Origin of the sequence: Microbispora sp. NBC_01389 (assembly GCF_045040095.1) — a bacterium.
Classification (GTDB): Bacteria; Actinomycetota; Actinomycetes; order Streptosporangiales; family Streptosporangiaceae; genus Microbispora.
Genome location: NZ_CP109552.1, coordinates 1,595,895 through 1,621,108 on the forward strand (window position 1 = coordinate 1,595,895; position 25,214 = coordinate 1,621,108).

A 25,214-nucleotide genomic window follows, 5' to 3' on the forward strand; every position below is an offset into this window, starting at 1 on the left:
CGCCATTTCACCCACGGGGGGTGTCCCGACCGCATGGGACGCCGGTCCTCCTACTACCGGGATCCACCCGGCCGGACCGAGCCTCCCCCGTACGCCCGGTCCAAGGCGTCCCTCCCGCAGCGGATCTCAGGTACGTCGCGGGAATGACACGAGTGGCCCGTCATGCCTGCGTCACCGGCATGCCGGTGAGGCAGTCTGACTCTACAGAGTGTAGTACTACGTTCGGTGGTGTGATACCGGTTCTCGTCTACTCTGTTGCGCGCGTGTTACCTGGAGATCGCCTTACCCGGAGATCGTCCGGAGCCTCGCCGGCCGTGTGGTGCTCCGGCACGCCGAAGGGGCGCCCCTCGCGGAACGCCCCTTCGGGTGGAACAGGTTGTCCGGGCTACACGGGTCGTCGCTGGACCGCCAGCGCTCGACCGTCAGCGCTGGACCGTCTCCGCGATCGAGGCCGCCGAGTCGGGCACGGAGGGGCTCTTGGCCTCGCCGGTGAAGCTGAACGTGGCGTTGTCGCCCTCGCCCTCGATGTCGATCTTCACGACCTGGCCCGGCCGCAGCTCGCCGTAGAGGATCTTCTCCGACAGGGTGTCCTCCAGCTCCCGCTGGATCGTCCGGCGCAGCGGACGGGCGCCCATGACCGGGTCGTATCCCCGGTCGGCCAGCACCTGCTTGGCCGCCGCGGAGACCTCCAGGCCCATGTCGCGGTCCTTGAGACGCTCGGCCACCTGGGCGAGCATCAGGTCCACGATCTGGATGATCTCCTTGGGCGTCAGCTGGTGGAAGACCACGATGTCGTCGACGCGGTTGAGGAACTCCGGCCGGAAGTGCTGCTTGAGCTCCTCCTGCACCTTCGCCTTCATCCGGTCGTAGTTCGACTCGGTGTCGTCGGAGCGGGCGAACCCGACCCCGATGCCCTTGGAGATGTCCCGGGTGCCGAGGTTGGTCGTCATGATGATGACGGTGTTCTTGAAGTCGACCACCCGGCCCTGGGCGTCGGTCAGGCGACCGTCCTCCAGGATCTGCAGCAGCGAGTTGAAGATGTCCGGGTGGGCCTTCTCGATCTCGTCGAACAGGACGACCGAGAACGGCTTGCGCCGCACCTTCTCGGTGAGCTGGCCGCCCTCCTCGTACCCGACGTAGCCGGGCGGGGAGCCGAACAGCCGCGAGACGGTGTGCTTCTCCATGAACTCGGACATGTCCAGCATGATCAGCGCGTCTTCGTCGCCGAACAGGAACTCCGCCAGCGCCTTGGACAGCTCGGTCTTCCCCACACCCGACGGCCCGGCGAAGATGAACGAGCCACCCGGGCGGCGCGGGTCCTTCAGACCGGCGCGGGTGCGGCGGATCGCCCGTGACAACCCCTTGATGGCGTCGTCCTGGCCGATGATCCGCTTGTGCAGCTCGTCCTCCATGCGGAGCAGCCGCTGCGACTCCTCCTCGGTGAGCTTGAAGACCGGGATGCCGGTGGCCACCGCGAGCACCTCGGCGATGAGCTCCTCGGTGACCTCGGCCACGACGTCCATGTCGCCGGCCTTCCACTCCTTCTCCCGGCGCTCGCGCTTGAGCTGGAGCTGCTTTTCCTGGTCGCGCAGCGCGGCGGCCTTCTCGAAGTCCTGCGCGTCGATCGCGGACTCCTTCTCGCGCCGGACGTCGGCGATCTTCTCGTCGTACTCGCGCAGGTCCGGCGGCGCGGTCATCCGGCGGATCCGCATCCGCGACCCGGCCTCGTCGATCAGGTCGATCGCCTTGTCGGGCAGGAACCGGTCGCTGATGTAGCGGTCGGCCAGCGTCGCGGCGGCCACCAGCGCGCTGTCGGTGATCGACACCCGGTGGTGCGCCTCGTAGCGGTCCCGCAGGCCCTTGAGGATCTCGATCGTGTGCGACAGGCTCGGCTCGGCCACCTGGATCGGCTGGAACCGGCGCTCCAGCGCCGCGTCCTTCTCCAGGTGCTTGCGGTACTCGTCCAGCGTCGTGGCGCCGATGGTCTGCAGCTCACCGCGGGCCAGCATCGGCTTGAGGATGCTGGCGGCGTCGATGGCGCCCTCGGCCGCGCCCGCGCCGACGAGCGTGTGCAGCTCGTCGATGAACAGGATGATGTCGCCGCGCGTGCGGATCTCCTTGAGGACCTTCTTCAGGCGCTCCTCGAAGTCGCCGCGGTAACGCGACCCGGCTACCAGCGCGCCCAGATCCAGCGTGTAGAGCTGCTTGTCCTTCAGCGTCTCGGGCACCTCGCCCTTGACGATCTTCTGGGACAGGCCCTCCACCACCGCGGTCTTGCCCACACCGGGCTCGCCGACCAGCACCGGGTTGTTCTTGGTCCTCCTGGAGAGGACCTGCATGACGCGCTCGATCTCCTTGTCCCGGCCGATCACGGGGTCGAGCTTGCCCTCCCGCGCGGCCTGGGTCAGGTTCCGCCCGAACTGGTCCAGCACCAGAGACGTCGACGGCGCCGCCTCCTGCGGCCCGCCCGCCGCCGCCGGCTCCTTGCCCTGGTAACCGTGCAGCAACTGGATGACCTGCTGCCGCACCCGGTTCAAGTCAGCGCCCAGCTTCACCAGCACCTGCGCCGCGACACCCTCACCCTCCCGGATCAAACCCAGCAGGATGTGCTCGGTGCCGATGTAGTTGTGCCCAAGCTGCAACGCCTCACGAAGCGACAGCTCGAGCACCTTCTTGGCACGCGGAGTGAAGGGAATGTGCCCCGACGGCGCCGACTGCCCCTGGCCGATGATCTCCTCGACCTGCTGGCGCACCCCCTCGAGGCTGATCCCAAGGCTCTCCAGAGCCTTGGCCGCCACACCCTCGCCCTCATGGATCAACCCAAGAAGAATGTGCTCGGTACCGATGTAGTTGTGGTTGAGCATCCGGGCCTCTTCCTGGGCCAGGACGACAACCCGCCGCGCACGGTCGGTGAACCTCTCGAACATGTCGTCGCTCCTCACAGAGCGGTCAGGCGGATCCGGGAGATCCGGCACGCCGTCCCGCACGGTAGCCCCGACCCAGCGACCCGGTCCTCGGCGGAAGGGTTCCCCAAGCGCAGGGCGTTCACGCTCTATCCAACCCCCTGCCGGGGGTGACATGTTCCCGATACGCCGCAAGCGAACGAGGTTTTAGGGAGGGCAAACTCAATCGCGCGGTTATGCGATCGTCAGGTCCTCCGACGAACCGGATAACCGCGCGATCGGCGATGCGGTTACGGACCTTCCCGCGGATCACGCCACACCGGCGACCGGCCCGGCGCAAGGCATCACAATGCGACAGAGGAGCCCAAAGCAGAGCAGTGGGCCTCTCCGGTCCCGCGGAAACTCCGCGCTTCACCCGGAACTTTCGCCGGTGACGCCTGGCGTGGCGCCACTCGGCCGCCGCGACGGGTGAAGACCCGGCAGGTGCGATCCGGATCGCACCCCGCACCGCCTAGTGCGCGTCCTCGTACGCCTGGACGATCGAGGCGGCGATGCGGCCGCGCTCACTCACGGGATGTCCGTGAGACTTCGCCCAGGCGCGGATCTCCGCGCTCTTCTCGCGGGTCATGGCTCGCTGGCCCCCGCCGCCCGCGCCGCGACGACGACCGCGGACCTGCCCGCTGTCCGCCCGCCGCGCGCCGCCGACGAAAGGCGACAGCGCGTCGCGCAGCCGCTTCGCGTTGCCGTCGCTCAGGTCAATCTCATAAGACGTGCCGTCAATCGCGAAGGTGACCGTCTCATTGGCCTCGCCGCCATCGAGATCGTCGATGAGAATCACCTGCGTGTGCTTGGCCATCCGGCAATCCTTTCGCAGCCCATACTTTGATTCGTCAGCCAAACATATACCCGGTTTCCCCCGGCTGACAATTCAAGAGTGCGGATTCTCAGGAACTCCTGCGTCCGGTGACTTCTCGCGTGGCTCCCGTGCCGGGCGGAGACCCGCCGCGTCGGAACGTACCAACTTTACGATGCCGTAGACGACCCCGCCGGCGACGACCGCGGAAGGTATCAAGGCGGACAATACCTCTGACATTCTGCCTCGCTCGTGCCGGGGTGTCATTAGGTGCACCCGAGGAAATTCCGAGGACACGCCGGGGTCCCGGGCCCCTTGCCGGGCCGGTCACCCTCATACGACCATAGCGCCGGGAGGGCCAGGCGCGCCTTCCGGGGTGCCCCGCAGGCCACAGCCTAATCCTCGTCTCTCCAGCGGCCTTACCGGATGCACCACGAAATCGTACCCAAATGCCGGGCCGGACGGTCACCGGAAGCCGTCCACCCCCGATGTTTCAGCCGCTCGCGGCCACTACTCACGGAGGGGCGGCAAGGGCTCCCACTCCGCCGGCTCCTTCGCTCACGGCGATGAAGCCGCAGGTCAGCGGGATGACGACCGCCATGAACGAAGAGATGACGACAAGTCGGAAGCGGCAATCGGCCTCTCCATGCGGCTCTCCATCCGACGCTCGCACAACTCACACACAATAGGCCCGTCCCGGCACGCCGTGCCGTTGACGAGCGCCACGGAAACGAGGGGACGCCGCGTCCTCCGGCACCGGATCTTCATGGCAACCGTGACCCTTCTGGTACGACCGGCGCGCCCTTGACGGGATATACAAACGTCTAAGCAGATCCCCGGCACCGGGAAGGCTCGCAAAAAGAGAGGACCGCACCGCTCCCCCCAAGATCCACTGAGCGGGCGATCCGAAGATCGATTTAACCGGCCACGGCACAAACGTATGGACGTCCCCGGCGGCCGTGGCCGCCTATGGTTTCGCGCGGGCAAACCGCCCGCGCTTTCGGGCGACGGCGCGGGGGCTCCCCGGGGACGGGCAGGCCGAGGAGCCCATAAGGGCCGGTGCGCGACCTTCGGGCCCTTAAGAGCGCCAAGCGGGTTCCTTAAGCCGCTCCGGCCGGATATGGCCTGGGGCGGGGTGGCGGCGGCGGACCGGAGGGATTGACGCGGCGGGGTCGCGGTCATTGCCACCTCACGGGCGGATGCGCCGGTCCGCCAAGCATGGCATGTCCCGGTGGTCCCGTTACCAAATTTTCCGGAGCGGGCGCCGCCGGCGCCCGGAACCGTCACGCCATACGAAAAACGGGGCCGATGGCGCACGCCATCGGCCCCGTCCGCGGTCATTACTTGACCTTGACCACCACGGTGTTGGCGACCTTGTCGTGCAAGGCCTGCTGCAGCGGCTTGTCCCAGAGCAGCCACAGCACGTTGAGAAGGGCGGCCAGGTTCGCGAGGAACTTGATGACGGGAATCCACGACAGGAACTGGAAGCCGTAGATCACTCCGGCGCGCTTGAGCGCCACGTCCTGGGGGAGCCCCGCCGCGTCCAGCGTTCCCCCGACCGGGACGACCTTGATGCCCATCGCCATTTTGCCGAGGGTCTGCCCGCGCGAGCGCAGCATGAAGAACTCGTAGACGGCCATCACGGCGCCCGCCAGCACCGACACGAGCAGCGTGGCCAGGAAGGCGCCGCTCTCCAGGGTCGTCACGCCCTTCGTCAGGTCGAAGGCGGCGGGCGTGAAGACCACACTCCAGATGACGGCGTTGAGGATCGCGTAGGGGACCCCGATGACGAAACCGTCGATCAGCCGGGCGAGGAGGCGCTGCCACCACTCCGCAAGCGGGGCCGGCGCGCCGGGCGGGATCGCCCCCTGCGGCGCGTACGACTGCCCGTAGGCGGGCTGGCCGTACCCCGGCGCGGCCTGCCCACCGCCATAGCCGGGCTGGCCGTACTGCTGCTGACCATAGCCCTGCTGGTCATAACCCTGCTGCCCGTAACCGGGCTGGCCGTAGCCAGGCTGGCCGTGGCCCTGCTGCTCGTAGCCCTGCTGACCGTAGGCCTGCGAGCCGGACGCCTGTGGGCCGGTCTGCTGCCCGTACTGCTGGTAGCCCCCCTGGGACGGCTGACCGTAGCCGCCCGTCGGCTGACCCTGCTGACCGCCGTAGCCCTGCTGCTCGTAGCCCTGCTGCTCGTAGCCCTGCTGCTCGTAGCCTTGCTGACCGTAAGCCTGCGGGCCGGCCTGCTGGCCGTAGCCCTGCTGCGGCGCCTGCTGACCGTGCTGCTGACCGTAACCCTGCGGGCCGGTCTCCTGGCCGTAGCCCTGCTGCTGGCCATACCCGCCCTGCGACGGCTGACCGTACTGCTGCTGGCCATAGCCACCCTGCGAGGGCTGGCCATAGCCCTGCTGCTGACCGTAGCCCTGCTGCGGCGCCTGCTGACCATGCTGCTGGCCGTAACCCTGCGGGCCGGTCTCCTGGCCGTAGCCCTGCTGCTGGCCGTACCCGCCCTGCGACGGCTGACCGTACTGCTGCTGACCGTAGCCCTGCTGCGGCGCCTGCTGACCATGCTGCTGGCCATAGCCCTGCTGCTGACCGTAGCCGCCCTGGGCGGGGTCCTGGCCGGGCGTCTGTTGCGGACCCGTCTGCTGTGCCCGATAGCCGACGACCGTGGCCTCGGGGTCGTAGTCCTGGGAAGGTCTGTCCGTGTTGTACCCGTGGTTCGAGGGCGGCGGTGGCGTCCCGTCCGACTCGTCCTGGGGGTACGGCGGCTGTCCGGTGCCCACCGTGTCACCTCGTTTCGAAGACGCATGCGCCGCATCTCAGTAGCACACGCTGATATCGCTAAAAGTAGCGACACGCGTATCAACAGTCACCTTTGCAGTGGCTGACCACCAGCGTCAAGATCAGCCACCAATGTCGGCATTATGACTCAATGGCGATCGAGATGCAGCAGCATTCGCGTGTTTCCCAGCGTGTTCGGCTTGACGTGCTCCAGGTCGAGGAACTCGGCGACGCCCTCGTCGTACGACGCGAGGAGTTCCGCGTACACCTCGGGAGACACGGGAGTGCCCTGAATCTCGGCGAAACCATGGCGGGCGAAGAACTTCACGGCGAACGTGAGACAGAAGACCCTGCGCACGCCGAGGCCGCGCGCGGCGTCGATGAGCTCGGCGACGATCCGGTGGCCGACGCCTCCTCCGCGCGCCGCCGGATCCACCGCGACCGTCCTGATCTCGGCCAGGTCCTCCCAGAGCACGTGCAACGCGCCGCAGCCGACGACCTCCCCGTCGATCTCCGCGACCCAGAACTCCTGGACGTCCTCGTACAGCGTGACCGTGCTCTTCTTCAGCAGGCGCGGCCCGACGCCCGAGTACGCGTCGACGAGGCGGCGGATCTCCCTGACGTCCGGGGTCCTGGCCCGGCGCACCACCACGCCCCGGGCGCCGGATCCGCTCGGTGTCTGCGCGGCGACCTGCTCCATGAACGGCCAGCCTAGTGCCCCTCCCGCCGCCTTCGGCCCCCGCGCGTGGCCCGGGGATCGACGAGGGCAGGCTCCGATTTACGGTCAATCCCAAACGGTCCGTCCGACATCACGCCTGACGGTCTGTAGCCACCGGGATACGGATCGGCGCCGGCTCGGCCGCCGGAACGCACGTTCGGCTCCGCATCGATTTTCCCTCTGTCCGACCAGCACCTCAGACGGCCACAAAGCACCACAAACCCAGGTAGACCCACCCGTATCGCTGATCAACTCGTGACCCGGCCGTGATCATTTGGTTGTCAAACGTAGACGGGTTTGCGAGTTCTGGTTGAGCAACAACTCAGGGTGCACTAATGTCCAGCGACGATGCCGATCGTCGTGAGCACTCTCGACGATCGGGCGCCGAATCCTCAAAGCGCCGGTGTCCGGACCCTGTCGGGCGCCGGGTGCGGAGAGGAGCCGGGGACCCAATCCACGGGATCAGGATCGGTTCAGGTTCGGATCGTCCAGGGGTGAATCCGCAAGGTAGGGCTGCTCCGGCCCGAACCCGTCAGCTAACCCGGCAGGCGCTCGGCAGTGCCCCGCCACACGGCCCGTCGCGACGACGCCGGCCGGTGCGGGAGCACCTATGGGAGAGGAGCTCGGTTGCGCATGCGTGGAGGACGGCAGGCGGGCAGGCACGCCCGTCGCCGACGGCCCGGAGCCGGCCCGGCCGGTCCGGGTGCCATCCGGCGGTTCACCCTCGTCGGAGTCGCGCTCGCCGCGGTCACATTCGGCGCTCCGGTGGTCCGCGCGACCGCCGACCCGAAGCCGAGCCTCAAGGAGCTCGCCGCGGAGGTGGAGAACCTCTACAGCGAAATCGAGACCCTCACCGAGCAGTACAACGGCGAGCGCGTACGCCTGAAGGCGGCCGAGCGGTCCGCCGATCTCGCCAAGAAGAACCTCGCCAAGAGCGAGGCCGAGCTGGCCACCCGCCGGCAGAAGGCGAGCGCCCTCGCCCAGCACTCCTACATGACCAACGGGCTCGGCAACGCCCTGGTGCTCGTCAAGTCCACCGATCCGCGGCAGTACCTCGACCAGGCCTCCACGACGTACGCGCTGGAGTTACAGCAGAGCCAGGAGGTCGCCGAGGTCAGCAAGGCGATGGACGCCGCCGCCCGGGCCAAGTCCAGCGCCGCCGCCCGCCAGAGCGAGGTCAGGAAGCTGCTGAACGCCCTCGACACGCGGCGGGACACGATCACGAAGCTCATCACGAAGACCGAGAGCAGCCTCTACCGGCAGGTCTCGCGGGAGGTCGGCACCGAGACGCGCAGGCGGATGTCGTTCCCGATCGTGGGTGACGGCAAGGCCGCCCAGGCGGCGCGCTGGGCCCTCGCGCAGCAGCTCAAGCCGTACGTCTGGGGTGCGGAGGGACCGCGCTCGTTCGACTGCTCTGGCCTGGTCATGGCGGCCTACCAGTCCGTCGGCATCAGCCTGCCCCACTACACAGGCGACCAGTGGACGGCCGGCACCCACATCTCCTCCACGGCGCAGCTCCGCCCCGGCGACCTCGTGTTCTTCTACTCCGACCTGCACCACGTGGGCCTCTACATCGGCGGCGGCTACATGGTCCACGCGCCGCGCACCGGTGACGTCATCCACATCGCCAAGATCGCCGGACGCCCGTTCGCGGGCGGGGTGCGCGTCGCCGACTGATCACCCCGCACGATCCCACCCGCGCGATCCCACCCCGCGCGATCACCGTACTCCGGCCGCGCCCGCGGGCGCGGCCGGACGAGTTCGGAACGTGCTCAGATGAGACGGCGGCGGGCGGCCCAGGCGACCGCCTCGATCGCGGTCGCCACGCCGATCCGGTCGCAGATGCAGCGCAGTCGCCGCCGCACCGTACGGCCGCTGACGTCAAGGCTGCGGCCCACCCGGTCGGCGGTCACACCCTTCGCCAGCTCGGCGAGCAGCAGTAGATCCTCCTCGGTGAGACCGGCACGCTCAAGGTCCGTGGCGAGGTCCTCACCACGGTAGACGACCTCCGGATAACCCATCGTCCGCCCTCCCCCACGACGATGATTCGTCGGCCCACCCTCCAGGGACGGTAAACGCCTTTGCCGAAGGCCGTCAAGGTGCGGCGGCGGGCCGCCGGTCATCCGCCTCCCTGGCGGCCTCCACGTCCTCCACGTGGAACACAGCGGGCAGGGCGGTCAGGCCGTGCGACCCGGGTCGAGCAGCTCGCGGATCCGGTCGCGGCCCACCGCCAGCAGCAGCGTGGGCAGGCGCGGGCCGGTGTCACGGCCGACGAGCAGCCGGTAGAGCAGGGCGAAGAACGCGCGCTGGGCGGCCTTCAGCTCCGGCGTCGCCGCCTTGGCGTCCATCTCCAGCCCGGCCAGCACCTTCGGCACGCCGTACACGAGCGTCGTCAGGCCGTCGAGCGACCAGTGGTCGTCAAGACCGTCGAGCAGCAGGCGCAGCGACTCCCGCTCCCCCTCGCCGAGCGTGTCGAGAAGCTCCTTGTCGGGCGTCTCGCGCACCTGCGTGCGGTCCTCGGGAGGCAGGTAGGTGTTCACCCAGTGCCGGGCGCGGTCGAGCCGCGGCCGCAGCTCGTCCAGCCCGCCGATCTCCGGGTCGAAGGCGCGCAGGATGCGCAGCGTCTGCTCCTCGTGGCCGGTCGCGATGTCGACCACCGACGCGAGCGTCCGGTACGGCAGCCGGCGCGGCGTCTCGGGCAGCGGCGCGGACGCCGTGCTGGACGCCCGGCGGTAGGCCGACCGGTCGGCCGGTAGCGCCGTCCCGTCCGCGATCTTCCTGGTCAGCGTGTCCCACTCGTCGTACATCCGCTGGATCTCCTGGTCGAAGGAGATCTTGAACGACTGGTTGGGACGGCGGCGGGCGTACAGCCAGCGCAACAGCGCGGGCTCCATGATCGACAGAGCGTCGGCCGGGGTCGGCACGCCACCCTTGGAGCTGCTCATCTTGGCCATTCCGCTGATGCCGACGAAGGCGTACATCGGCCCGATCGGCTGGTGCCCGCCGAACACCTCGCGGATGATCTGGCCGCCGACGACGAACGACGAGCCCGGCGAGCTGTGGTCGACGCCCGACGGCTCGAAGACCACGCCCTCGTACGCCCAGCGCATCGGCCAGTCGACCTTCCACACCAGCTTGCCGCGGGTGTGCTCGGACAGCAGGACGGTCTCGCCGTGCCCGCAGACGCAGGTGTACGACAACGCGGTGGTCTCGTCGTCGTACGACGTGACCGTGGTCAGGTCGCGGTCGCAGAACGAGCAGTACGGCTTGTAGGGGTAGTAGCCCCCCGCGCCGGAGCCGTCGTCCTCGCCCGCGGCCCCCGAGCCCTCCAGGGCGGCGGCCTCGTCGGCGTCCAGGACCTCCTTGGCCTTGGCCTTCTTGGTGCGGTACTGGTCGAGGATCGCGTCGATCCGCCGCCGCTCGCGCATGGCGAGCAGCACCTGCTCGCGGTAGGCCCCGGAGGTGTACATCTCGGTCTGGCTGATGCCGTGGTAATCCACGCCCATCTCCGCCAGCGCGGCGATCATCGGCGCCTTGAAGTGCTCGGCCCAGTTCGGATACTCGCTGCCGGGCGGAGCCGGGACGGCGGTCAGCGGCTTGCCGATGTGCTCGTTCCACGAGGGGTCGACGCCCGCGGGAACCTTGCGGAAGCGGTCGAAGTCGTCCCACGAGATGATGTGCACGCACTCGTGCCCGCGCCGCCTGATCTCGTCGGCCACCAGGTGCGGGGTCATGACCTCGCGCAGGTTGCCCAGGTGGATCGGGCCGGAGGGGCTGAGGCCGGACGCGCAGACGACGGGTTTGCCCGGTGCGCGCCGTTCGGCCTCGGCGATGACCTCGTCGGCGAAACGCGCCACCCAGTCGGCGTCCATCACGTCAGTCCTCTCTGAACGGGATCCTGCCTTCTATGGTCCCGTACGCGAGGGAGTCGTCAGGACAGGTTTTTCAGGACGTGTTGCGGACGTAGACGAGCCGCAGGCCGATGAGCGTGAGCCAGGGCTCGTGCACGTCGATCGTACGGGCCTCGCCGATGACGAGCGGCGCGCCGGTGCCCGTGGCGACCACGGTGACGTCGTCGGGGTCGGCGGCGAGCTCGGCCGTCATGCGGTCCACGATGCCGTCGACCAGCCCGGCGAAGCCGTAGAGGATGCCCGACTGGAGCGCCTCCACGGTGTTCTTGGCGATCACCGACCTCGGCCGCACCAGCTCGACCTTGTGGAGCTGCGCCCCGGCCGTGGCCAGCGCGTCCACGGAGATCTCCAGGCCGGGGGCGGTCACCGCGCCGACGTACTCGCCCCGGGCCGAGACCGCGTCGAAGGAGGTCGCCGTGCCGAAGTCGACGATCACGCAGGGCCCGCCGTACAGGGTGGTGGCGGCGAGCGCGTTCACGATGCGGTCGCTGCCGACCTCCTTGGGGTTGTCCATCCGGACCGGCACGCCGGTGCGGACGCCCGGCTCGACGACCACCGCCGTGACGTCGCCGTAGTAGCGCCGGGACATCTCCCGCATCTCGTTGAGCACCGACGGGACCGTGGAGCAGATCGCGATGCCGCTGATGTCGGCGTCCTTGAGCAGCGGCGACTGCCCGAGCAGGCCCTGCAGCACCACCGCGATCTCGTCCGCCGTACGGCGGGGATCGGTCGCGATGCGCCAGTGCTCGATGACCTCTTCACCCTCGAACAGGCCCAGCACCGTATGGGTGTTGCTGACGTCGATGGTGAGAAGCATCCCCCGATTATGCCCCACGAAGATCTAGACCCAGGTCGAGTGCCGGGGCCGAATGGGTGAGCGCGCCGACCGCCAGGTAGTCGACTCCGGTCTCGGCGACCGCGCGGGCCGCGTCCAGGGTCAGCCCGCCGCTCGACTCCAGCCGTGCCCGGCCGGCCACCAGGCGTACGGCCTCGGCCAGCTGGTCCACCGTGAAGTTGTCGAGCAGGATCTCGTCGGCGCCCTCGGCGAGGACCGGCTCGATCTGGTCGATCCGGTCCACCTCGACCTCGATGGGCAGGCCGGGGAAGGCCCGCCGCACGGCGCGGAAGGCCTCGGCGACGCCTCCGGCGGCCACGACGTGGTTGTCCTTGATGAGCGCGGCGTCGTGCAGGCCCATCCGGTGGTTCACGCCGCCGCCCGCCCGTACGGCGTACTTCTCCAGGACGCGCAGGCCCGGCAGGGTCTTGCGGCTGTCGCGGACGCGGGCGCCGGTGCCCTCGACGGCGTCCACCCAGCGCCGGGTCTGGGTGGCGACGCCGGACAGGTGCGTGAGGAAGTTGAGCGCGGTGCGCTCCAGCGTGAGCAGGTCGCGGGTGGCGCCGCGCACGGTCATCACCACGTCGCCGGGGCGCACCCGGTCGCCGTCCGCGGCGTGCCGCTCGACCTCGGCTCCCCCGGCGGCCTGGCGGAAGACGGCCTCGGCGACGGCCAGGCCGGCGACCACGCCCTCCTTCCGCGCCACCACGTCGGCGACCGCGCGCTGGCCGGCCGGGATCGTGGCGACCGAGGTGACGTCCTGTTCCCCGGCCAGGTCCTCGTCCAGGGCCGCGCGGACGAGGCCGAGCACGGCGTCCGGGTCGAGGCCGTCCTCGTGCAGTTCCGTCCGCAGGTCGTCGTGGGGCGTGTGCGTCAAGGTCAGTCCCTCCGGCGTCAGGGCGATGTCGATGTGCGCCCGCCAGCGGGCGTCGTCGCGGTCGGGGTGGTCCTCCCGCCAGTGGGAGCCACGCGTCTCCTCGCGCACGGCCGCCGCGGCGACCAGCGCGGACGCGACGGTGAGGAGGTTGGTCGCCTCCCACGACTCCGTGCAGGGCTCGACGGCGACCGGGGTCCAGCGGGCGTCGGAGAGCGCGCGGGCGACCTCCGCGAGGCTGCGGTCGCCGCGCAGCACCCCGGCGCCGCGGCTCATGTGGCTCTGGATCCGGGCGCGGGTACGCGGGTCCGCCAGCCCCTCGGGCCGGTCGTCGCGCGGGGCCGGCTCGCGCGGCGCGAGGTCGCGCGCGGCCAGGTCGGCGGCGATGCGCTCGCCGTAGACGAGCCCTTCGAGCAGGGAGTTGGAGGCCAGCCGGTTGGCGCCGTGGACGCCCGTGCAGGCCACCTCGCCGCAGGCGTACAGGCCGGGCACGCTGGTCCTGCCGTACAGGTCGGTGCGCACGCCGCCGCTCGCGTAGTGGGCGGCGGGGGCGACGGGGACGGGCTCGGTGACGGGGTCGATGCCGTGCTCCCGGCAGACGGCGAGGATGGTCGGGAAGCGGGTGCGCCACCTGTCCTCGCCGAAGCCGGTGGCGTCCAGATAGACGTGGTCGGCGCCGGTCTCGCCCATCCTGCGCATGATCGCCTTGGCGACGACGTCGCGGGGCGCGAGGTCGGCCAGTTCGTGGACGCCGCGCATGAAGCGCTCGCCCGCCGCGTCGACGAGCACCGCGCCCTCGCCGCGCACGGCCTCGGAGACGAGGGGCTGCTGGCCGGTCGAGCCCGCCCCGAGCCACAGGACCGTGGGGTGGAACTGCACGAACTCGATGTCCCTGACCACCGCGCCGGCCCGCAGGGCCAGCGCGACGCCGTCCCCGGTGGAAACGACGGGGTTGGTGGTGGCCGCGTAGATCTGGCCCATGCCGCCGCTGGCGAGCACCACGGCCCCGGCCCGTACGGCGCCCACGCCGTCGCGGGCGCCCTCGCCCATCACGTGGAGCGTGACCCCGCAGGCACGGCCCTCGGCGTCGAGGAGCAGGTCGAGGGCGAGGGCGTGCTCGATGACCTCGATGCGGGGCTCGGCGAGCACCGCCTCGGCCAGTGCCCGCTGCACCTCGGCGCCGGTGGCGTCGCCGCCCGCGTGGACGATGCGGTTGCGCCGGTGCCCGCCCTCGCGGGTGAGCTGGAGCCCTCCGTCGACGTCCCGGTCGAACTCGGCGCCGTGGCTCATCAGCCGCTTCAGCGCGTCGGGACCCTCGGTGACCAGGATCCGTACGGCCTCCTCGTCGCACAGGCCGACCCCGGCGACGAGCGTGTCCCTGAGGTGCTCGTCGGGCGTGTCCTCGGGGTCGAGGACGGCGGCGATCCCGCCCTGCGCCCAGCGGGTGGACCCGGCCGACAGGACGTCCTTGGTGACCACGAGCACCCGCGCCCGCGGGTCGAGCTCGACGTGGCGCAGCGCCACGGTGAGGCCGGCGATGCCGGAGCCGATCACGACCGCGTCGGCCTCGACGGTCCAGCCGGGTGCGGGGGCGGTGAGTCTGCGTGCGAGCGCCACCATGAGGGGATCCCCTTTCGTCATAATGACGATAACGCCCCTCGTCGAGTGGTCCCGCCCCGGCCCCTCCTAGAGCGTGAGGACCATGTTGTCGATCAGGCGGGTGGTGCCCACCTTGGCGGCGACGGCCAGGACCGCCTCGCCGCGGTGGTCGCCGCCCACCGGCGCGAACGTCGCGGGATCGGCCAGGATCAGGTAGTCGAGCAGCAGCGGCGGGCCGAACCGGGCCGCCTCCTCCAGCACGGCCCTGGCCGCGTCGAGGACCCCGGCCGGCCCGGCCTGTGCCCGCGCGGCGCCGGCGCTCAGGGCCCGCGACAGCGCGAGAGCCGTACGGCGGTCGGCCTCCGACAGGTACCGGTTGCGGCTCGACAGCGCCAGCCCGTCGGGCTCGCGTACGGTCGGGGCGGCCACGATCGAGACCGGGACGTCGAGGTCGGCCGTCATCCGCCGGATCAGCGCGAGCTGCTGGGCGTCCTTCTGCCCGAAGACCGCGACGTCCGGCCGCACCAGGTTGAACAGCTTGAGCACCACGGTCAGCACGCCGTCGAAGTGACCCGGGCGGAAGGCGCCCTCGGCCGTGCCGCCCATGCCGCCCGCCGAGACCTCCACCTGCCGGTCGGGCCGGTACATGTCCTCGGCCGAGGGCGCGAAGACCACGGCCACGCCCTCCTCCTCGCACACCCGGAGATCGGCGTCGAACGTGCGGGGATAGCGGGAGAAGTCCTCGTGGGGACCGAACTGCAGGGGGTTGACGAACACGCTCACGACCACGTGGTCGGCGTGCTCGCGCGCCAGCCGGACCAGCGACCGGTGGCCCTCGTGGAGCGCCCCCATCGTGGGGACCAGGGCGATCCTGCCCGCGCCGAGGGCGTCCCTCGCCCTGGCGAGGGCGTCCCGGTCGGCGGCCACGGTCACGTCCATATGTTCCCTCCCAGGGCGTCCAGCAGGCGTTCGGCCGCCTCCGGCTTGAGCAGCCCCGCCGCCAGCGCCCGGTCGGCGGTGAGCCGCGCCAGGGCGACGTACGCGTCCGCGGCCTCGGGGGCGGCCAGGATGAGCGCGTCCACGTGCTTGCGCACGGTGCCGGCGTCGCCGCGGACGACCGGCCCGGTGAGCCCGCCGATGCCGAGACGCAGCACGTTGTCGAGGGCCGCGCCGAGCAGCGGCCCGAGCATGCGGCCGGGATGCTCGACACCGATCTTCGCGAGCAGCTCCTGCGACTCGGCGATGAGCGTCACCATGTGGTTGGCCGCCCCGGCGATCGCCGCGTGGTAGAGCGGCCGGTCCTGGTCGGCGATCCACACCGGCTCACCGCCCATCTCGATGACCAACGCCTCGGCCACCGGCCGCAGCGTGTCCGGCGCGGTGACGCCGAACGAGCAGCCGTTGAGCTTGGTCAGGTCGTCGCTGCGGCCCGTGAAGGTCATCACCGGATGCAGCGCGAGCGGCAGCGCTCCCGCCTCGGCGGCGGGGTCGAGCACGCCGAGGCCGTACGCGCCGCTGGCGTGCACGAGCAGCTTGCCGCGCAGGTCGGCGCCCGTGGCGGCGAGGCCGGAGACCAGGCCGGGCAGCACGTCGTCCGGCACGGTGAGCAGCACGAGCTCGGACCTCGCGATCACCTCGTCCGGCCTGCTGAGCGTGCGGCCGAGACGGTCGGCGGCGCGCCGGTGCGACGCGTCGGAGACGCCGCTGGCCGCCACCACGCGATGACCCGCGAGCATGAGCGCGGCCCCGAGCACGGAGCCGACCCGTCCCGCGCCGAGCACTCCCACGGCGAGCCGCGCCGGGCGGTCACTTGTGTCCATGACGCCTCCCCTCGGTTCAGCGTAGCGGCGGCGCTCCCGCCGGCCCGGTGCCAGGTCGTGCCGCACGGATCAGGCCATGCCGAGTATGACCACGGCGGGCCCGACGGTCGGATTTTGTCCCGTTTCTAACTGGCCTATGTTGAGCTACAGGTACGAATGTGACTGATTTTCGCCACGGGCCGCGCGTGTCGGTAGCGTGATGCGGTGTGGAGGTCACCTGGCGGGAGGCCGTCGAGCGCGCGCTCTACGGCGCGGAGGGCTTCTACCTGCGGGAGCGCCCCGGCCGCCATTTCCGCACCTCGGTCCAGGCCTCGCCGGTCTTCGCCGGGGCGGTGCTGCGCCTGCTGGAGCGGGTCGACGCGGCCCTCGGGCACCCCGAGGCGGTCACCTTCGCGGACGTGGGCAGCGGCGACGGCCTGCTGGCCGCCCGCGTCGTGGCGGCCGCGCCGCCGGACCTCGCGGCCCGGCTGCGGGCCGTCGCGGTGGACCTGTCCCCCCGGCCCGGCGGGCTCGATCCCCAGGTCGCCTGGGAGCCGGCGGTCCCGTACGGGATCACCGGGCTGATCGTCGCCAACGAGTGGCTGGACAACGTGCCCCTCGACGTCGCCGAGATGACCCCCGCGGGCCCCCGACTGGTGCTCGTCGACCCGGCGACCGGAGCGGAGCGGCCGGGTCCCGTCCCCGATCCGGAGGACCTGGCCTGGCTGGACCGCTGGTGGCCGCCAGGCCGGGCCGGGGAGCGCGCGGAGATCGGCCGCCCCCGCGACGAGGCGTGGGCGGGGGTGATCGCGCGGCTGGCGCGCGGCACGGCGGTCGCCGTGGACTACGCCCATCTCGCCGGGCGGCGCCCCGCCCTCGGCACGCTGACCGGTTATCGCGACGGCTCGGCGGTGCCCGCCGTACCGGACGGGTCGTGCGACGTCACCGCCCACGTCGCGCTGGACGCCTGCGCGGCGGCCGGCGAGCGGGCGGGCGCGCGGGCGTCCACGCTCACGACGCAGCGGGAGGCGCTGCGCGACCTGGGGGTCACCGGCGCCCGGCCGCCGCTCGCGCTCGCGTCCGCCGATCCCGCCGGCTACGTGCGCGCGCTCGGCCGGGCCTCCCAGGAGGCCGAGCTCATCGACCCCGCCGGTCTCGGCGGCTTCGGCTGGCTCAGCCAGGTCGTCAGACGGTGACGTTCAGCGACTCCAGGCCGCGCATGATGTAGCTCGGCTTCCAGGCGGGCTCCTCGGCGAGTTCCAGGCGGGGCGCGAGCCGCAGCAGCGCGGCGAACGACTCCGCCATCTCGACCCGCGCCAGCGGGGCGCCCAGGCAGAAGTGGATGCCCGCGCCGAACGAGATGTGCGGATTGTCCACCCGGCCGACGTCGAGGCGGTCGGGCTCGTCGAAGACCTCGGGGTCCCGGTTGGCCGAGCCGAACAGCAGCGCGACCTCCGCGCCCCGGGGGATCGTCACCCCGCCTGCCTCGACGTCCTCCAGCACCCACCGCTCGAACATCTGCGCCGGGGTGTCGTAGCGCAGCACCTCCTCGACCGCCGCCGGCATCAGGCCGGGGTCGGCGCGCAGCCGCGCCAGCTCGCCGGGGTTGCGGAACAGCGCCCACCACCCGCTGCCGGTGGCGTTGACCGTGGCCTCGTGCCCGGCGTTGAGCAGCAGCACGCAGGTGCCGATCAGCTCGTCCTCGGTGAGCCGGTCGCCGTCGTCCACGACCTGCGCGAGCGCCGAGATCATGTCGTCGCCCGGCCGCTCCCGGCGGGCCCTGGCCAGGTCGCGCAGGTACGCCGCGAACTCGGTCGCGGCGCGTACGGCCGTGTGCTGGGCCTCCGGCGAGGGGTGCAGTTCGTACATGCCGCAGATGTCCGCCGACCAGGGGCGCAGGAGGTGGCGGTCGGCCTCCGGCACGCCCAGCATCTCGGCGATCACCGTCACCGGCAGCGGCTCGGCCACCTCGGCCAGCAGGTCGCCGCCGCCGCGCTCGACCAGGCCCTCGGTCAGCTCCGTCGCGATCCTCCGTACGCGCGGGCGCAGCGACTCGACCATCCGGGGCGTGAACGCCTTGGACACCAGGCGGCGCAGCCGGGTGTGGACCGGCGGCTCCACGTCGAGCATCCCGGCCCGGATCACCCGCCAGAAGGGCTCCTGGAAGTCCGGCTCGGGCTCCCGGCCGAACTCCTCGTGCGTCGCCGTGTGCAGGTAGGACCGGCCCAGGCGGCGGTCGCGCACCAGCGCGTTCACGTCGGCGTGCCGGGCGACGAGCCACTGCCCGGCCGGCTCGAAGAAGCTGACCGGATCGTTGTCCCGCAGGTCGCGGTAGGCGTCGTACGGGTGGGCCACGAACTCCGGATTCCAGGGATCAAACTTCACATAGGACACCATAACGGTAAAGCGCCTCTCACCAGGGGACTTGCCGGATCGCCCGTTCTCCGGGTTATAGTGCGCTCAGGTCATGAGTGCCAGCGTCAAGCCCCGGCTTGCTGGCCGGCAACCCTCGCGCTCGCGGCGGGGTGCCCCGGGTGAGGACCGGGTCCGGCGCGCGGTGCGCCGGGCAAGCGCGGGCTCCGCCGTACGACGCCATGGCAGGGGTCCCTGACCCGAGGAGACCTGGCGTTGTCCACTCTCACCTTCGTCCCGCAGCAGCCCGCCACCCCCGTGTCCGAGCCCAATCCGGTATCCGAGCCCGATCCGGTATCCGAGCCCGATCCGGTATCCGAGCCCGATCCGGTATCCGAGCCCGATCCGGTATCCGAGCCCGATCCGGTATCCGAGCCCAACCCCGTGTCCGAGCCCGTACGCACACCCGCGGTCGTGGGCGCCGACCTGGAGGTCCCGGTCCGGGGCGGCCGGCTCGTGCCGTACGCGAACCTCGACTACGCGGCGAGCGCGCCCTGTCTGGAGCCGGTGAACGCCGCCGTCGCGGCGGCGCTGCCGGCCTACTCCAGTGTGCACCGGGGCGCGGGCTACGCCTCGCAGCTCACGACCCAGCGGTACGAGCAGGCCAGGCACACCGTGCGGGCCTTCGTCGGCGCCCGCCCCGGCGACGCCCTCGTCTTCGTGCGCAACACCACCGACGCGATGAACCTGCTGGCCCGCAGCCTCCCCGAGGGCACCACGGTCGTCGTGTTCGGCACCGAGCACCACGCCTCGCTGCTGCCCTGGGCCGACGCCGTACGGCTCGATCCCCCCGCCTTCCCCGGCGAGGCCGTCCGGGCCGCCGACGAGGCCCTCGCGGCGATCGAGGGCCGGGCCCTGCTCGTCGTGACCGCCGCGTCCAACGTCACCGGAGAGCTGTGGCCGATCGCCGGGCTCGCGCACATCGCGCACCGGCACGGCGCGCGGATCGCCGTGGACGCCGCCCAGTTCGTCCCGCACCGCGGCCTCAACCTCGCCGCGCTCGACCTCGACTACGTCGCCTTCTCCGGGCACAAGCTCTACGCGCCGTTCGGCGCGGGCGTGCTCGCCGGCCGGCCCGACTGGCTCGCCGCCGCCGACCCCTACCTGCGCGGCGGCGGAGCCGTGCGTGCGGTGGGTGAGACCACCGAGTGGAGCGACGACCCCGAGGCGCGGCACGAGGCGGGGACGCCCAACGTGCTCGGCGCGGTCGCGCTCGCCGCCGCCTGCGACGCCCTCGCCGCGACCGGCTGGACCCCGCTGGTGCGGGAGGAGGAGCGGCTGCTCGCCCGCCTGCGCGCCGGGCTCGCCGCGATCCCCGGCGTGCGCGAACTGTCGCTGTGGGGCCCGGACCACCCGCGGGTCGGGATCGTGTCGTTCGTCGTGGAGGGCCGCCCGGCCCGGGAGGTCGCCGAGATCCTCTCGGCCGAGCACGGCATCGGCGTCAGGGACGGCAAGTTCTGCGCCCACCCCTTCGTCCGCCACCTCCTCGGCGGCGCGGAGGACGAGGGCTGCGCCGACGGCACGGTCAGCGCCGTACGCGCCTCGATCGGCATCGGCACGACCGAGGAACACGTCGACCGCCTCGTCGCCGCCCTCCGCGAGATCGCCCCCGCCTGACCACGGAACGCGTCTCCGCGAGGAGCTTCCTCGCGCCTTCCTCGATCACGGCAGGGGAGACGCCGGCCTCGTGCAGTTCCTGCTCGAGGTCGGCCCAGTCCCCCGGTGTCCTCTTCGGCAGGCTCGCCACGGACGGCAGGATAGCCGTCACCGGGCTGCGGCTCGGTGAGTTCGGGCGCCACGGGCGTGAAAGCATGGACGGTATGACCGAGCAGGGCGGCCCGCGGATCGAGCGGGTGGTGGGCATCGGCGCCGGGGCGGACGCGGTGCGGCCGAGGGAGCTCGCGACCGAGGACCTGGTCCTCGACATCGGGCCGCAGCATCCGTCCACGCACGGGGTGCTGCGGCTGCGGCTCGTCCTGGACGGCGAACGGATCGTGGCCGCCGAGCCGATCGTCGGCTACATGCACCGCGGCGCGGAGAAGCTCTTCGAGGTGCGCGACTACCGGCAGATCATCGTGCTGGCCAACCGGCACGACTGGCTGTCGGCGTTCGCCAACGAGCTGGGCGTCGTGCTCGCGGTCGAGCGGATGATCGGCATGCAGCCCCCGGCCCGGGCCGTGTGGGCCCGGACCCTGCTGGCCGAGCTCAACCGCGTGCTCAACCACCTGATGTTCCTCGGCGGCCATCCCCTGGAGCTGGGCGCGGCCGGGCCGGTCTTCCCCGCCTTCCGCGAGCGGGAGACGCTGCAGTACGTCATGGAGGAGATCTCCGGTGGCCGCATGCACTACATGTTCAACCGGGTGGGCGGGCTGAAGGAGGAGCTGCCCGAGGGCTGGCTCGGCCGCGTGACCACCGCCGTGGCGGCCGTGCGGCGGCGGCTGCCCGATATCGAGGAGCTGGTCACGGGCAACGAGGTCTTCACGGCGCGCACCCGCGGCGTCGGCGTGCTCGACCATGAGACGATCATGCAGTACGGCGTGAGCGGCCCGGCCGCGCGGGCCTCGGGAGTGGACTTCGACCTGCGGCGCGACGAGCCCTACCTCGCGTACGGCGAGCTGCCCGTGAAGGTCGTGACCCGCTCGGCGGGTGACTGCCAGGCCAGGTTCCAGGTGCTGCTCGACCAGGTCAAGGTGTCCCTCGACCTCGCCGACGCCTGCGTGGAGCGGCTGCGCCACCTGCCGCCCGGCCCGATCAACCAGCGCCTGCCGAAGGTGCTCAAGGTGCCGGAGGGCCACACGTACGCCTGGACGGAGAACCCGCTCGGCCTCAACGGCTACTACCTGGTGTCACGCGGCGAGAAGACCCCCTGGCGGCTCAAGCTGCGCAGCGCCTCCTACAACAACGTCCAGGTGCTCCGCGAGCTGCTGCCCGGCCACACGGCCGCCGACCTGATCGCGATCCTCGGGTCGATGTTCTTCGTGGTCGGCGACATCGACAAGTAGGGACTCAGCTCTCTCCGCCGGGCTTGCCGGGCACCCGGCAGCAGTGTTCGAGGAAGAGCGCGGCGCAGATCAGGACCACGCACGCCACGAACGACCCGCCACCGATGATGGCGTCCTGACGGGGCTTGTCCAGGTCGAGCAGGTCCAGCACGCGCAGGACGAAACCGGCGAAGACCCCGGCGAACGCCGCGCCCGCGTACGCGGTGGCCTGGGCCAGCGCGGCCAGGCGCGCGACGGCGAGCGGCTCGACCGGCTTGGTGTCCGGGCGGCGCAGGATCCTCGCCCGGGTCAGCCAGCCCGTGTACGCCTCGCCGATCGCGAGCAGCAGCACGGTGGGCACCGCGGTCCACGGCAGCGTGGGCACCACGGAGTAGGACTGCCGCAGCAGGCCCCAGGTGAGCACGGCGAACACGACCACGAGACCGACGAGCACGCCGGGGTTGCTGGGCTTCACTCGGGGTCTCTCCTCGTCAGGCCGGGGGTTCGAGCACGAGGTCGGTGCGCAGCCGTACCCCGCTCTGGTCGAGGTCGGCCAGCAGGGCCGCGACGGACCCGCGCCCGGGCAGCACCGCCGCGGGGTCCGCCTGGGCCCACGGGACCAGGACGAACGCCCGCTCGTGCGCGCGGGGATGCGGGAGGGTGAGCTCGGGGTCGTCCGACATCAGCGTGCCGACCGCGATCAGGTCCACGTCGAGGGTCCGGGGACCCCACCGCTCCGCGCGCTCACGGCCGAAGGCGTTCTCGACGCTGTGCGCCCGCTCCAGCAGGGTGCGGGGGTCGAGCATGCTCTCGGCGACGACCACCGCGTTCAGGTACGCGCTCTGGGTGGGCCCGCCGACCGGTTCGGTCTCGTAGACCGGCGACGCCGCCACGAACCTGAGCCCGGGCGCGTCGAACAGCGCGTCGACGGCGCCCTGCAGGTTCTCGATGCGGCGGCCGAGGTTGCTGCCGAGCGCGATGACGACCCTCATGCGCGCCCCCTTCTGATCGTCACCACCACGTCGTCGAACGGCAGCGGGATGGGCGCCGCCGGTTTGTGCACACTGATCTCCGCCTCCTCGACCATTTCGTGGGCCAGGCAGGCCGCCGCCAGCCGCTCGGCGAGGGTCTCGATGAGGTTGACCGGCTCGCCCTCCGCGATCCGGACGAGTTCCAGGGCCAGCGCGCCGTAGTCGACCGTCAGGGTGAGGTCGTCGGCCGCGGCGGCCGGGGCGGTGTCGAGACGCAGGCAGACGTCGATCACGAACTCCTGGCCGAGCTCGCGCTCGGCCGGCAGACACCCGTGCCTGCCGCGCGCCCGCAACCCCGTCAACCGCACCGCGTCGCGGCTCACTGCTCCTGGTCCTCCTCCTCGTCGTCGTCGTCGCTCTGCAGGACCGGAGATCCGTGGTAGAGCCACAACCGCCAGCCCCCGGAGGTCCGCACGTAGGTGCTGGAGGCGACGACCCGGCCGGCGGCGAAACCCGGTTCGTCGCTGTCGGCGGCGGTGAGGATGTTCTCCGCGCAGGTGACGACCGCGACGTCACCGAGCACGGTGGTCTGCACGTCGGTCAGCACGAACTGGATGTACGTCGTGTTCGCCATGATGAGCGCCCACGAGCGCAGCACCTCCGACCGCCCGCTCAGCATGGGCCAGCCGGGGTGGACGCACAACGCGGGACGTCCCGGGACGTCCTCGATCCATATCTCCGACATCCTGTCGAGGTCGCCCGCCTCGATGGCGTTGTAGAACGCCTGGTTGAGCTCCTCGATGTCCTTCATGGGCGTCCCTGTCGGCATATCCTCACCGGCTCTCGTCGGCATGTCGCGCGGCTGCGTGTCGTGCGGCTACTGCGTCCCTCGCGCCTGCCGCGTGTCGTACGCCTGCTGCCCTCCAGGTGGCGGCGACGCGCACCGCGTCGGCGTTCGGCCGCACCCGGTGGACCCGGACGCACCACGCCCCGGCCTCCGCCGCGAGCGCGGTGACGGCGACGGTCGCGTCGTCGCTGCCGTCGAAGGGGCGTGGTTCGCCGTCCGGCCCGGCCAGCAGGCGGCCGAGGAACCGCTTGCGCGACGCCCCGACCAGCAGGGGATGGCCGAGCCGGTTCAGCTCGGCGATACCGGCCAGCACGGCCCAGTTGTGCTCGGCGTTCTTGGAGAAACCGAGGCCGGGGTCGAGCACGATCTGCTCCTCCCGCACGCCCTCGGCCAGCACGGAGTCGACCCGCTTGCGCAGTTCCTCCGCGACCTCGGTCAGCACGTCGTCGTAGACGGCCCGGTTGTCCATGTCGCGGCTGTGCCCGCGCCAGTGCATCACGACGTACGGCACGCCGGTCGCGGCCACCACGCGCGGCATCGCCGGGTCGGCCAGGCCGCCGCTCACGTCGTTGACCAGCCTGGCCCCGGCCGCGACGGCCGCCTCGGCGACCTCCGCCCGCATGGTGTCGACGCTGACCGTGACGCCCTCCTGGGTGAGGGCGCGGATCACCGGTTCGACGCGGCGCAGTTCCTCCTCCAGCGAGACCCGGGCCGCTCCCGGGCGGGTGGACTCGCCGCCCACGTCCACGATGTCGGCGCCCTCGGCCACCAGGTCGAGACCGTGCCGGATCGCGACGTCGGGGTCGAACCACTGTCCGCCGTCGGAGAACGAGTCGGGGGTCACGTTGACCACACCCATGACCAGACAGCGCTCGGCTTCGGGCGTGCCGGGCACGCTCGGAGTGGTCATGGAGTCCAGCCTAGTGCCGCGACCGCCAAGGTTTGCCCGGGCGGAGCGGTGGCCAGAGTGGTGCATCGCAAGGCGGAGGAGGAGCTCGTAGCGGAGCCTACGAGCGACGACGACAACGCGGCGAGGTGCTGCTCTGGGCGACGCGACGGGGCAAAAATTGGCGGGAGGGGCACTAAGTGCCCGGTTCGGCAGGGCTCGTCCGGCAGGAGCACACCCGCCCACTCAACCACGCAGGATCAGCGACATGGCCTCGGCCCGCGTCGCCTCGCTGCTGCGGAAGTCGCCGCGGACGGCCGAGGTGATCGTCTTGGCGCCGGGCTTGCGCACGCCGCGCATGGTCATGCACATGTGCTCCGCCTCGATCACCACGATCACCCCGCGCGGCTCCAGCACCTGCATCAGGCCGTCGGCGATCTGCGAGGTCATCCGCTCCTGCACCTGCGGCCTGCGGGCGTAGACGTCCACCAGCCTTGCGAGCTTCGACAGGCCGGTGATGCGTCCCTTCTCGTTCGGCGTGTACCCGATGTGGGCCACGCCCTGGAACGGCAGCAGATGGTGCTCGCAGGTGGACATGACCTCGATGTCCTTGACGAGCACCATCTCGTCGTGGTCCGCGTCGAACATCGTGGTCAGCGCGTCCTCGGGACGCTGCCCCAGACCCGCGAACTGCTCGGCGTACGCCCGCGCCACCCGGGCGGGGGTGTCGCGGAGCCCGTCGCGATCGGGGTTCTCCCCGATCGCGAGCAGGATCTCGCGTACGGCCTTCTCGATCCGGCCGTGGTCGAATCCGGAAGGCGGGCCCGCCGGGTGCGGCTCGGCCACG

The 25,214-nt window shown here is 71.4% G+C and carries 21 protein-coding genes and 2 riboswitches; of the genes, 4 read left to right on the plus strand and 17 right to left on the minus strand.

All coding sequences use genetic code 11. The annotated features are described in order from the left end of the window. Positions 1–422 precede the first annotated feature (422 nt). The 4 genes from OG344_RS07110 to OG344_RS07125 all read right to left on the minus strand — a co-directional run bounded on the left by OG344_RS07110 (position 423) and on the right by OG344_RS07125 (position 7,234). Entirely contained in the window at positions 423–2,927 is a 2,505-nt protein-coding gene (locus tag OG344_RS07110; protein ID WP_405087503.1) for an ATP-dependent Clp protease ATP-binding subunit, read from the minus strand. A 487-nt stretch (positions 2,928–3,414) separates the two neighbouring features. Next, positions 3,415–3,759 (minus strand): Lsr2 family protein, encoded by a 345-nt coding sequence (locus OG344_RS07115; RefSeq protein WP_405087504.1) that lies wholly within the window; start codon positions 3,757–3,759, stop codon positions 3,415–3,417. A 1,337-nt stretch (positions 3,760–5,096) separates the two neighbouring features. Continuing rightward, positions 5,097–6,536 (minus strand): RDD family protein, encoded by a 1,440-nt coding sequence (locus OG344_RS07120; RefSeq protein WP_405087505.1) that lies wholly within the window; start codon positions 6,534–6,536, stop codon positions 5,097–5,099. A gap of 146 nt (positions 6,537–6,682) precedes the next feature. Beyond that, positions 6,683–7,234: an amino-acid N-acetyltransferase gene (locus OG344_RS07125; protein WP_405087506.1), complete on the minus strand. Its 552-nt coding sequence runs from the start codon at positions 7,232–7,234 to the stop codon at positions 6,683–6,685. A 430-nt stretch (positions 7,235–7,664) separates the two neighbouring features. Continuing rightward, positions 7,665–7,818: riboswitch (cyclic di-AMP (ydaO/yuaA leader) on the plus strand. A gap of 67 nt (positions 7,819–7,885) precedes the next feature. Here OG344_RS07125 and OG344_RS07130 point away from each other — a divergent pair. After that, positions 7,886–8,929, plus strand: a complete 1,044-nt coding sequence (locus OG344_RS07130; protein WP_405087507.1) for an NlpC/P60 family protein — start codon at positions 7,886–7,888, stop codon at positions 8,927–8,929. Positions 8,930–9,024: 95 nt separating this feature from the next. Here the strand turns inward: OG344_RS07130 and OG344_RS07135 are convergent, their stop codons facing one another. From OG344_RS07135 to OG344_RS07160, 6 genes are all read right to left on the minus strand, one after another. Then, positions 9,025–9,273, minus strand: a complete 249-nt coding sequence (locus tag OG344_RS07135; protein ID WP_327048507.1) for a LuxR C-terminal-related transcriptional regulator — start codon at positions 9,271–9,273, stop codon at positions 9,025–9,027. Positions 9,274–9,429: 156 nt separating this feature from the next. After that, the gene (gene lysS, locus OG344_RS07140; RefSeq protein WP_405087508.1) at positions 9,430–11,124 is read right to left on the minus strand and encodes a lysine--tRNA ligase; all 1,695 of its coding nucleotides are present in this window, start codon (positions 11,122–11,124) and stop codon (positions 9,430–9,432) included. A gap of 73 nt (positions 11,125–11,197) precedes the next feature. Continuing rightward, positions 11,198–11,980 carry a type III pantothenate kinase gene (locus tag OG344_RS07145; RefSeq protein WP_111701827.1) on the minus strand — a complete coding sequence of 261 codons (783 nt, stop codon included), beginning with the start codon at positions 11,978–11,980 and terminating at the stop codon, positions 11,198–11,200. 7 nt (positions 11,981–11,987) lie between these two features. After that, on the minus strand, positions 11,988–14,492 hold the full coding sequence (locus OG344_RS07150) for an L-aspartate oxidase (RefSeq protein ID WP_405087509.1): 2,505 nt from the start codon (positions 14,490–14,492) through the stop codon (positions 11,988–11,990). A gap of 66 nt (positions 14,493–14,558) precedes the next feature. Further along, the gene (gene panC / locus OG344_RS07155; RefSeq protein ID WP_327048510.1) at positions 14,559–15,410 is read right to left on the minus strand and encodes a pantoate--beta-alanine ligase; all 852 of its coding nucleotides are present in this window, start codon (positions 15,408–15,410) and stop codon (positions 14,559–14,561) included. Then, positions 15,401–16,291, minus strand: coding sequence for a Rossmann-like and DUF2520 domain-containing protein (locus OG344_RS07160; protein WP_405087510.1), 891 nt, complete (start codon positions 16,289–16,291; stop codon positions 15,401–15,403). The genes panC and OG344_RS07160 overlap by 10 nt, the downstream gene beginning before the upstream one ends. 206 nt (positions 16,292–16,497) lie before the next feature. Between OG344_RS07160 and OG344_RS07165 the strand changes: the two genes are divergently transcribed. Continuing rightward, positions 16,498–17,466: an SAM-dependent methyltransferase gene (locus OG344_RS07165; protein ID WP_405087511.1), complete on the plus strand. Its 969-nt coding sequence runs from the start codon at positions 16,498–16,500 to the stop codon at positions 17,464–17,466. Here OG344_RS07165 and OG344_RS07170 read toward each other — a convergent pair. After that, on the minus strand, positions 17,456–18,655 hold the full coding sequence (locus OG344_RS07170; protein ID WP_405087512.1) for a cytochrome P450: 1,200 nt from the start codon (positions 18,653–18,655) through the stop codon (positions 17,456–17,458). The two genes, OG344_RS07165 and OG344_RS07170, sit on opposite strands and share 11 nt — an antisense overlap. 78 nt (positions 18,656–18,733) lie before the next feature. Beyond that, a riboswitch (SAM riboswitch) is annotated at positions 18,734–18,849 on the plus strand. 217 nt (positions 18,850–19,066) lie between these two features. Between OG344_RS07170 and OG344_RS07175 the strand changes: the two genes are divergently transcribed. Both OG344_RS07175 and OG344_RS07180 read left to right on the plus strand, forming a co-directional pair. Then, positions 19,067–20,299 carry an aminotransferase class V-fold PLP-dependent enzyme gene (locus tag OG344_RS07175; protein WP_405087513.1) on the plus strand — a complete coding sequence of 411 codons (1,233 nt, stop codon included), beginning with the start codon at positions 19,067–19,069 and terminating at the stop codon, positions 20,297–20,299. A 203-nt stretch (positions 20,300–20,502) separates the two neighbouring features. After that, positions 20,503–21,684 (plus strand): NADH-quinone oxidoreductase subunit D, encoded by a 1,182-nt coding sequence (locus tag OG344_RS07180; protein WP_405087514.1) that lies wholly within the window; start codon positions 20,503–20,505, stop codon positions 21,682–21,684. 4 nt (positions 21,685–21,688) lie between these two features. On the opposite strand, the gene OG344_RS07185 is transcribed toward OG344_RS07180, so the two are convergent. From OG344_RS07185 to folE, 6 genes are all read right to left on the minus strand, one after another. After that, on the minus strand, positions 21,689–22,138 hold the full coding sequence (locus tag OG344_RS07185; RefSeq protein WP_327048514.1) for a DUF3180 domain-containing protein: 450 nt from the start codon (positions 22,136–22,138) through the stop codon (positions 21,689–21,691). 16 nt (positions 22,139–22,154) lie between these two features. Then, positions 22,155–22,655 carry a 2-amino-4-hydroxy-6-hydroxymethyldihydropteridine diphosphokinase gene (folK, locus tag OG344_RS07190; protein ID WP_405087516.1) on the minus strand — a complete coding sequence of 167 codons (501 nt, stop codon included), beginning with the start codon at positions 22,653–22,655 and terminating at the stop codon, positions 22,155–22,157. Continuing rightward, positions 22,652–23,017 carry a dihydroneopterin aldolase gene (gene folB / locus OG344_RS07195; protein WP_327048516.1) on the minus strand — a complete coding sequence of 122 codons (366 nt, stop codon included), beginning with the start codon at positions 23,015–23,017 and terminating at the stop codon, positions 22,652–22,654. The genes folK and folB overlap by 4 nt, the downstream gene beginning before the upstream one ends. Further along, positions 23,014–23,463: a nuclear transport factor 2 family protein gene (locus OG344_RS07200; protein ID WP_405087517.1), complete on the minus strand. Its 450-nt coding sequence runs from the start codon at positions 23,461–23,463 to the stop codon at positions 23,014–23,016. The genes folB and OG344_RS07200 overlap by 4 nt, the downstream gene beginning before the upstream one ends. Before the next feature lie 4 nt (positions 23,464–23,467). Further along, positions 23,468–24,391, minus strand: coding sequence for a dihydropteroate synthase (gene folP / locus OG344_RS07205; RefSeq protein ID WP_405087518.1), 924 nt, complete (start codon positions 24,389–24,391; stop codon positions 23,468–23,470). A 222-nt stretch (positions 24,392–24,613) separates the two neighbouring features. Next, on the minus strand, positions 24,614–25,213 hold the full coding sequence (gene folE / locus OG344_RS07210; RefSeq protein WP_405087519.1) for a GTP cyclohydrolase I FolE: 600 nt from the start codon (positions 25,211–25,213) through the stop codon (positions 24,614–24,616). Position 25,214 lies beyond the last annotated feature (1 nt).

Coding starts and splice junctions, on each gene's coding strand:
- OG344_RS07125 (WP_405087506.1), bottom strand. CDS start 7,234: ATGGAGCAGGTCGCCGCGCAGACACCGAGCGGATCCGGCGCCCGGGGC.
- folK (WP_405087516.1), bottom strand. CDS start 22,655: ATGAGGGTCGTCATCGCGCTCGGCAGCAACCTCGGCCGCCGCATCGAG.
- OG344_RS07145 (WP_111701827.1), bottom strand. CDS start 11,980: ATGCTTCTCACCATCGACGTCAGCAACACCCATACGGTGCTGGGCCTG.
- OG344_RS07160 (WP_405087510.1), bottom strand. CDS start 16,291: ATGGACACAAGTGACCGCCCGGCGCGGCTCGCCGTGGGAGTGCTCGGC.
- OG344_RS07130 (WP_405087507.1), top strand. CDS start 7,886: ATGCGTGGAGGACGGCAGGCGGGCAGGCACGCCCGTCGCCGACGGCCC.
- OG344_RS07110 (WP_405087503.1), bottom strand. CDS start 2,927: ATGTTCGAGAGGTTCACCGACCGTGCGCGGCGGGTTGTCGTCCTGGCC.
- OG344_RS07115 (WP_405087504.1), bottom strand. CDS start 3,759: ATGGCCAAGCACACGCAGGTGATTCTCATCGACGATCTCGATGGCGGC.
- OG344_RS07180 (WP_405087514.1), top strand. CDS start 20,503: ATGACCGAGCAGGGCGGCCCGCGGATCGAGCGGGTGGTGGGCATCGGC.
- OG344_RS07135 (WP_327048507.1), bottom strand. CDS start 9,273: ATGGGTTATCCGGAGGTCGTCTACCGTGGTGAGGACCTCGCCACGGAC.
- folP (WP_405087518.1), bottom strand. CDS start 24,391: ATGACCACTCCGAGCGTGCCCGGCACGCCCGAAGCCGAGCGCTGTCTG.
- panC (WP_327048510.1), bottom strand. CDS start 15,410: ATGGACGTGACCGTGGCCGCCGACCGGGACGCCCTCGCCAGGGCGAGG.
- OG344_RS07150 (WP_405087509.1), bottom strand. CDS start 14,492: ATGGTGGCGCTCGCACGCAGACTCACCGCCCCCGCACCCGGCTGGACC.
- OG344_RS07200 (WP_405087517.1), bottom strand. CDS start 23,463: ATGCCGACAGGGACGCCCATGAAGGACATCGAGGAGCTCAACCAGGCG.
- lysS (WP_405087508.1), bottom strand. CDS start 11,124: ATGGACGCCGACTGGGTGGCGCGTTTCGCCGACGAGGTCATCGCCGAG.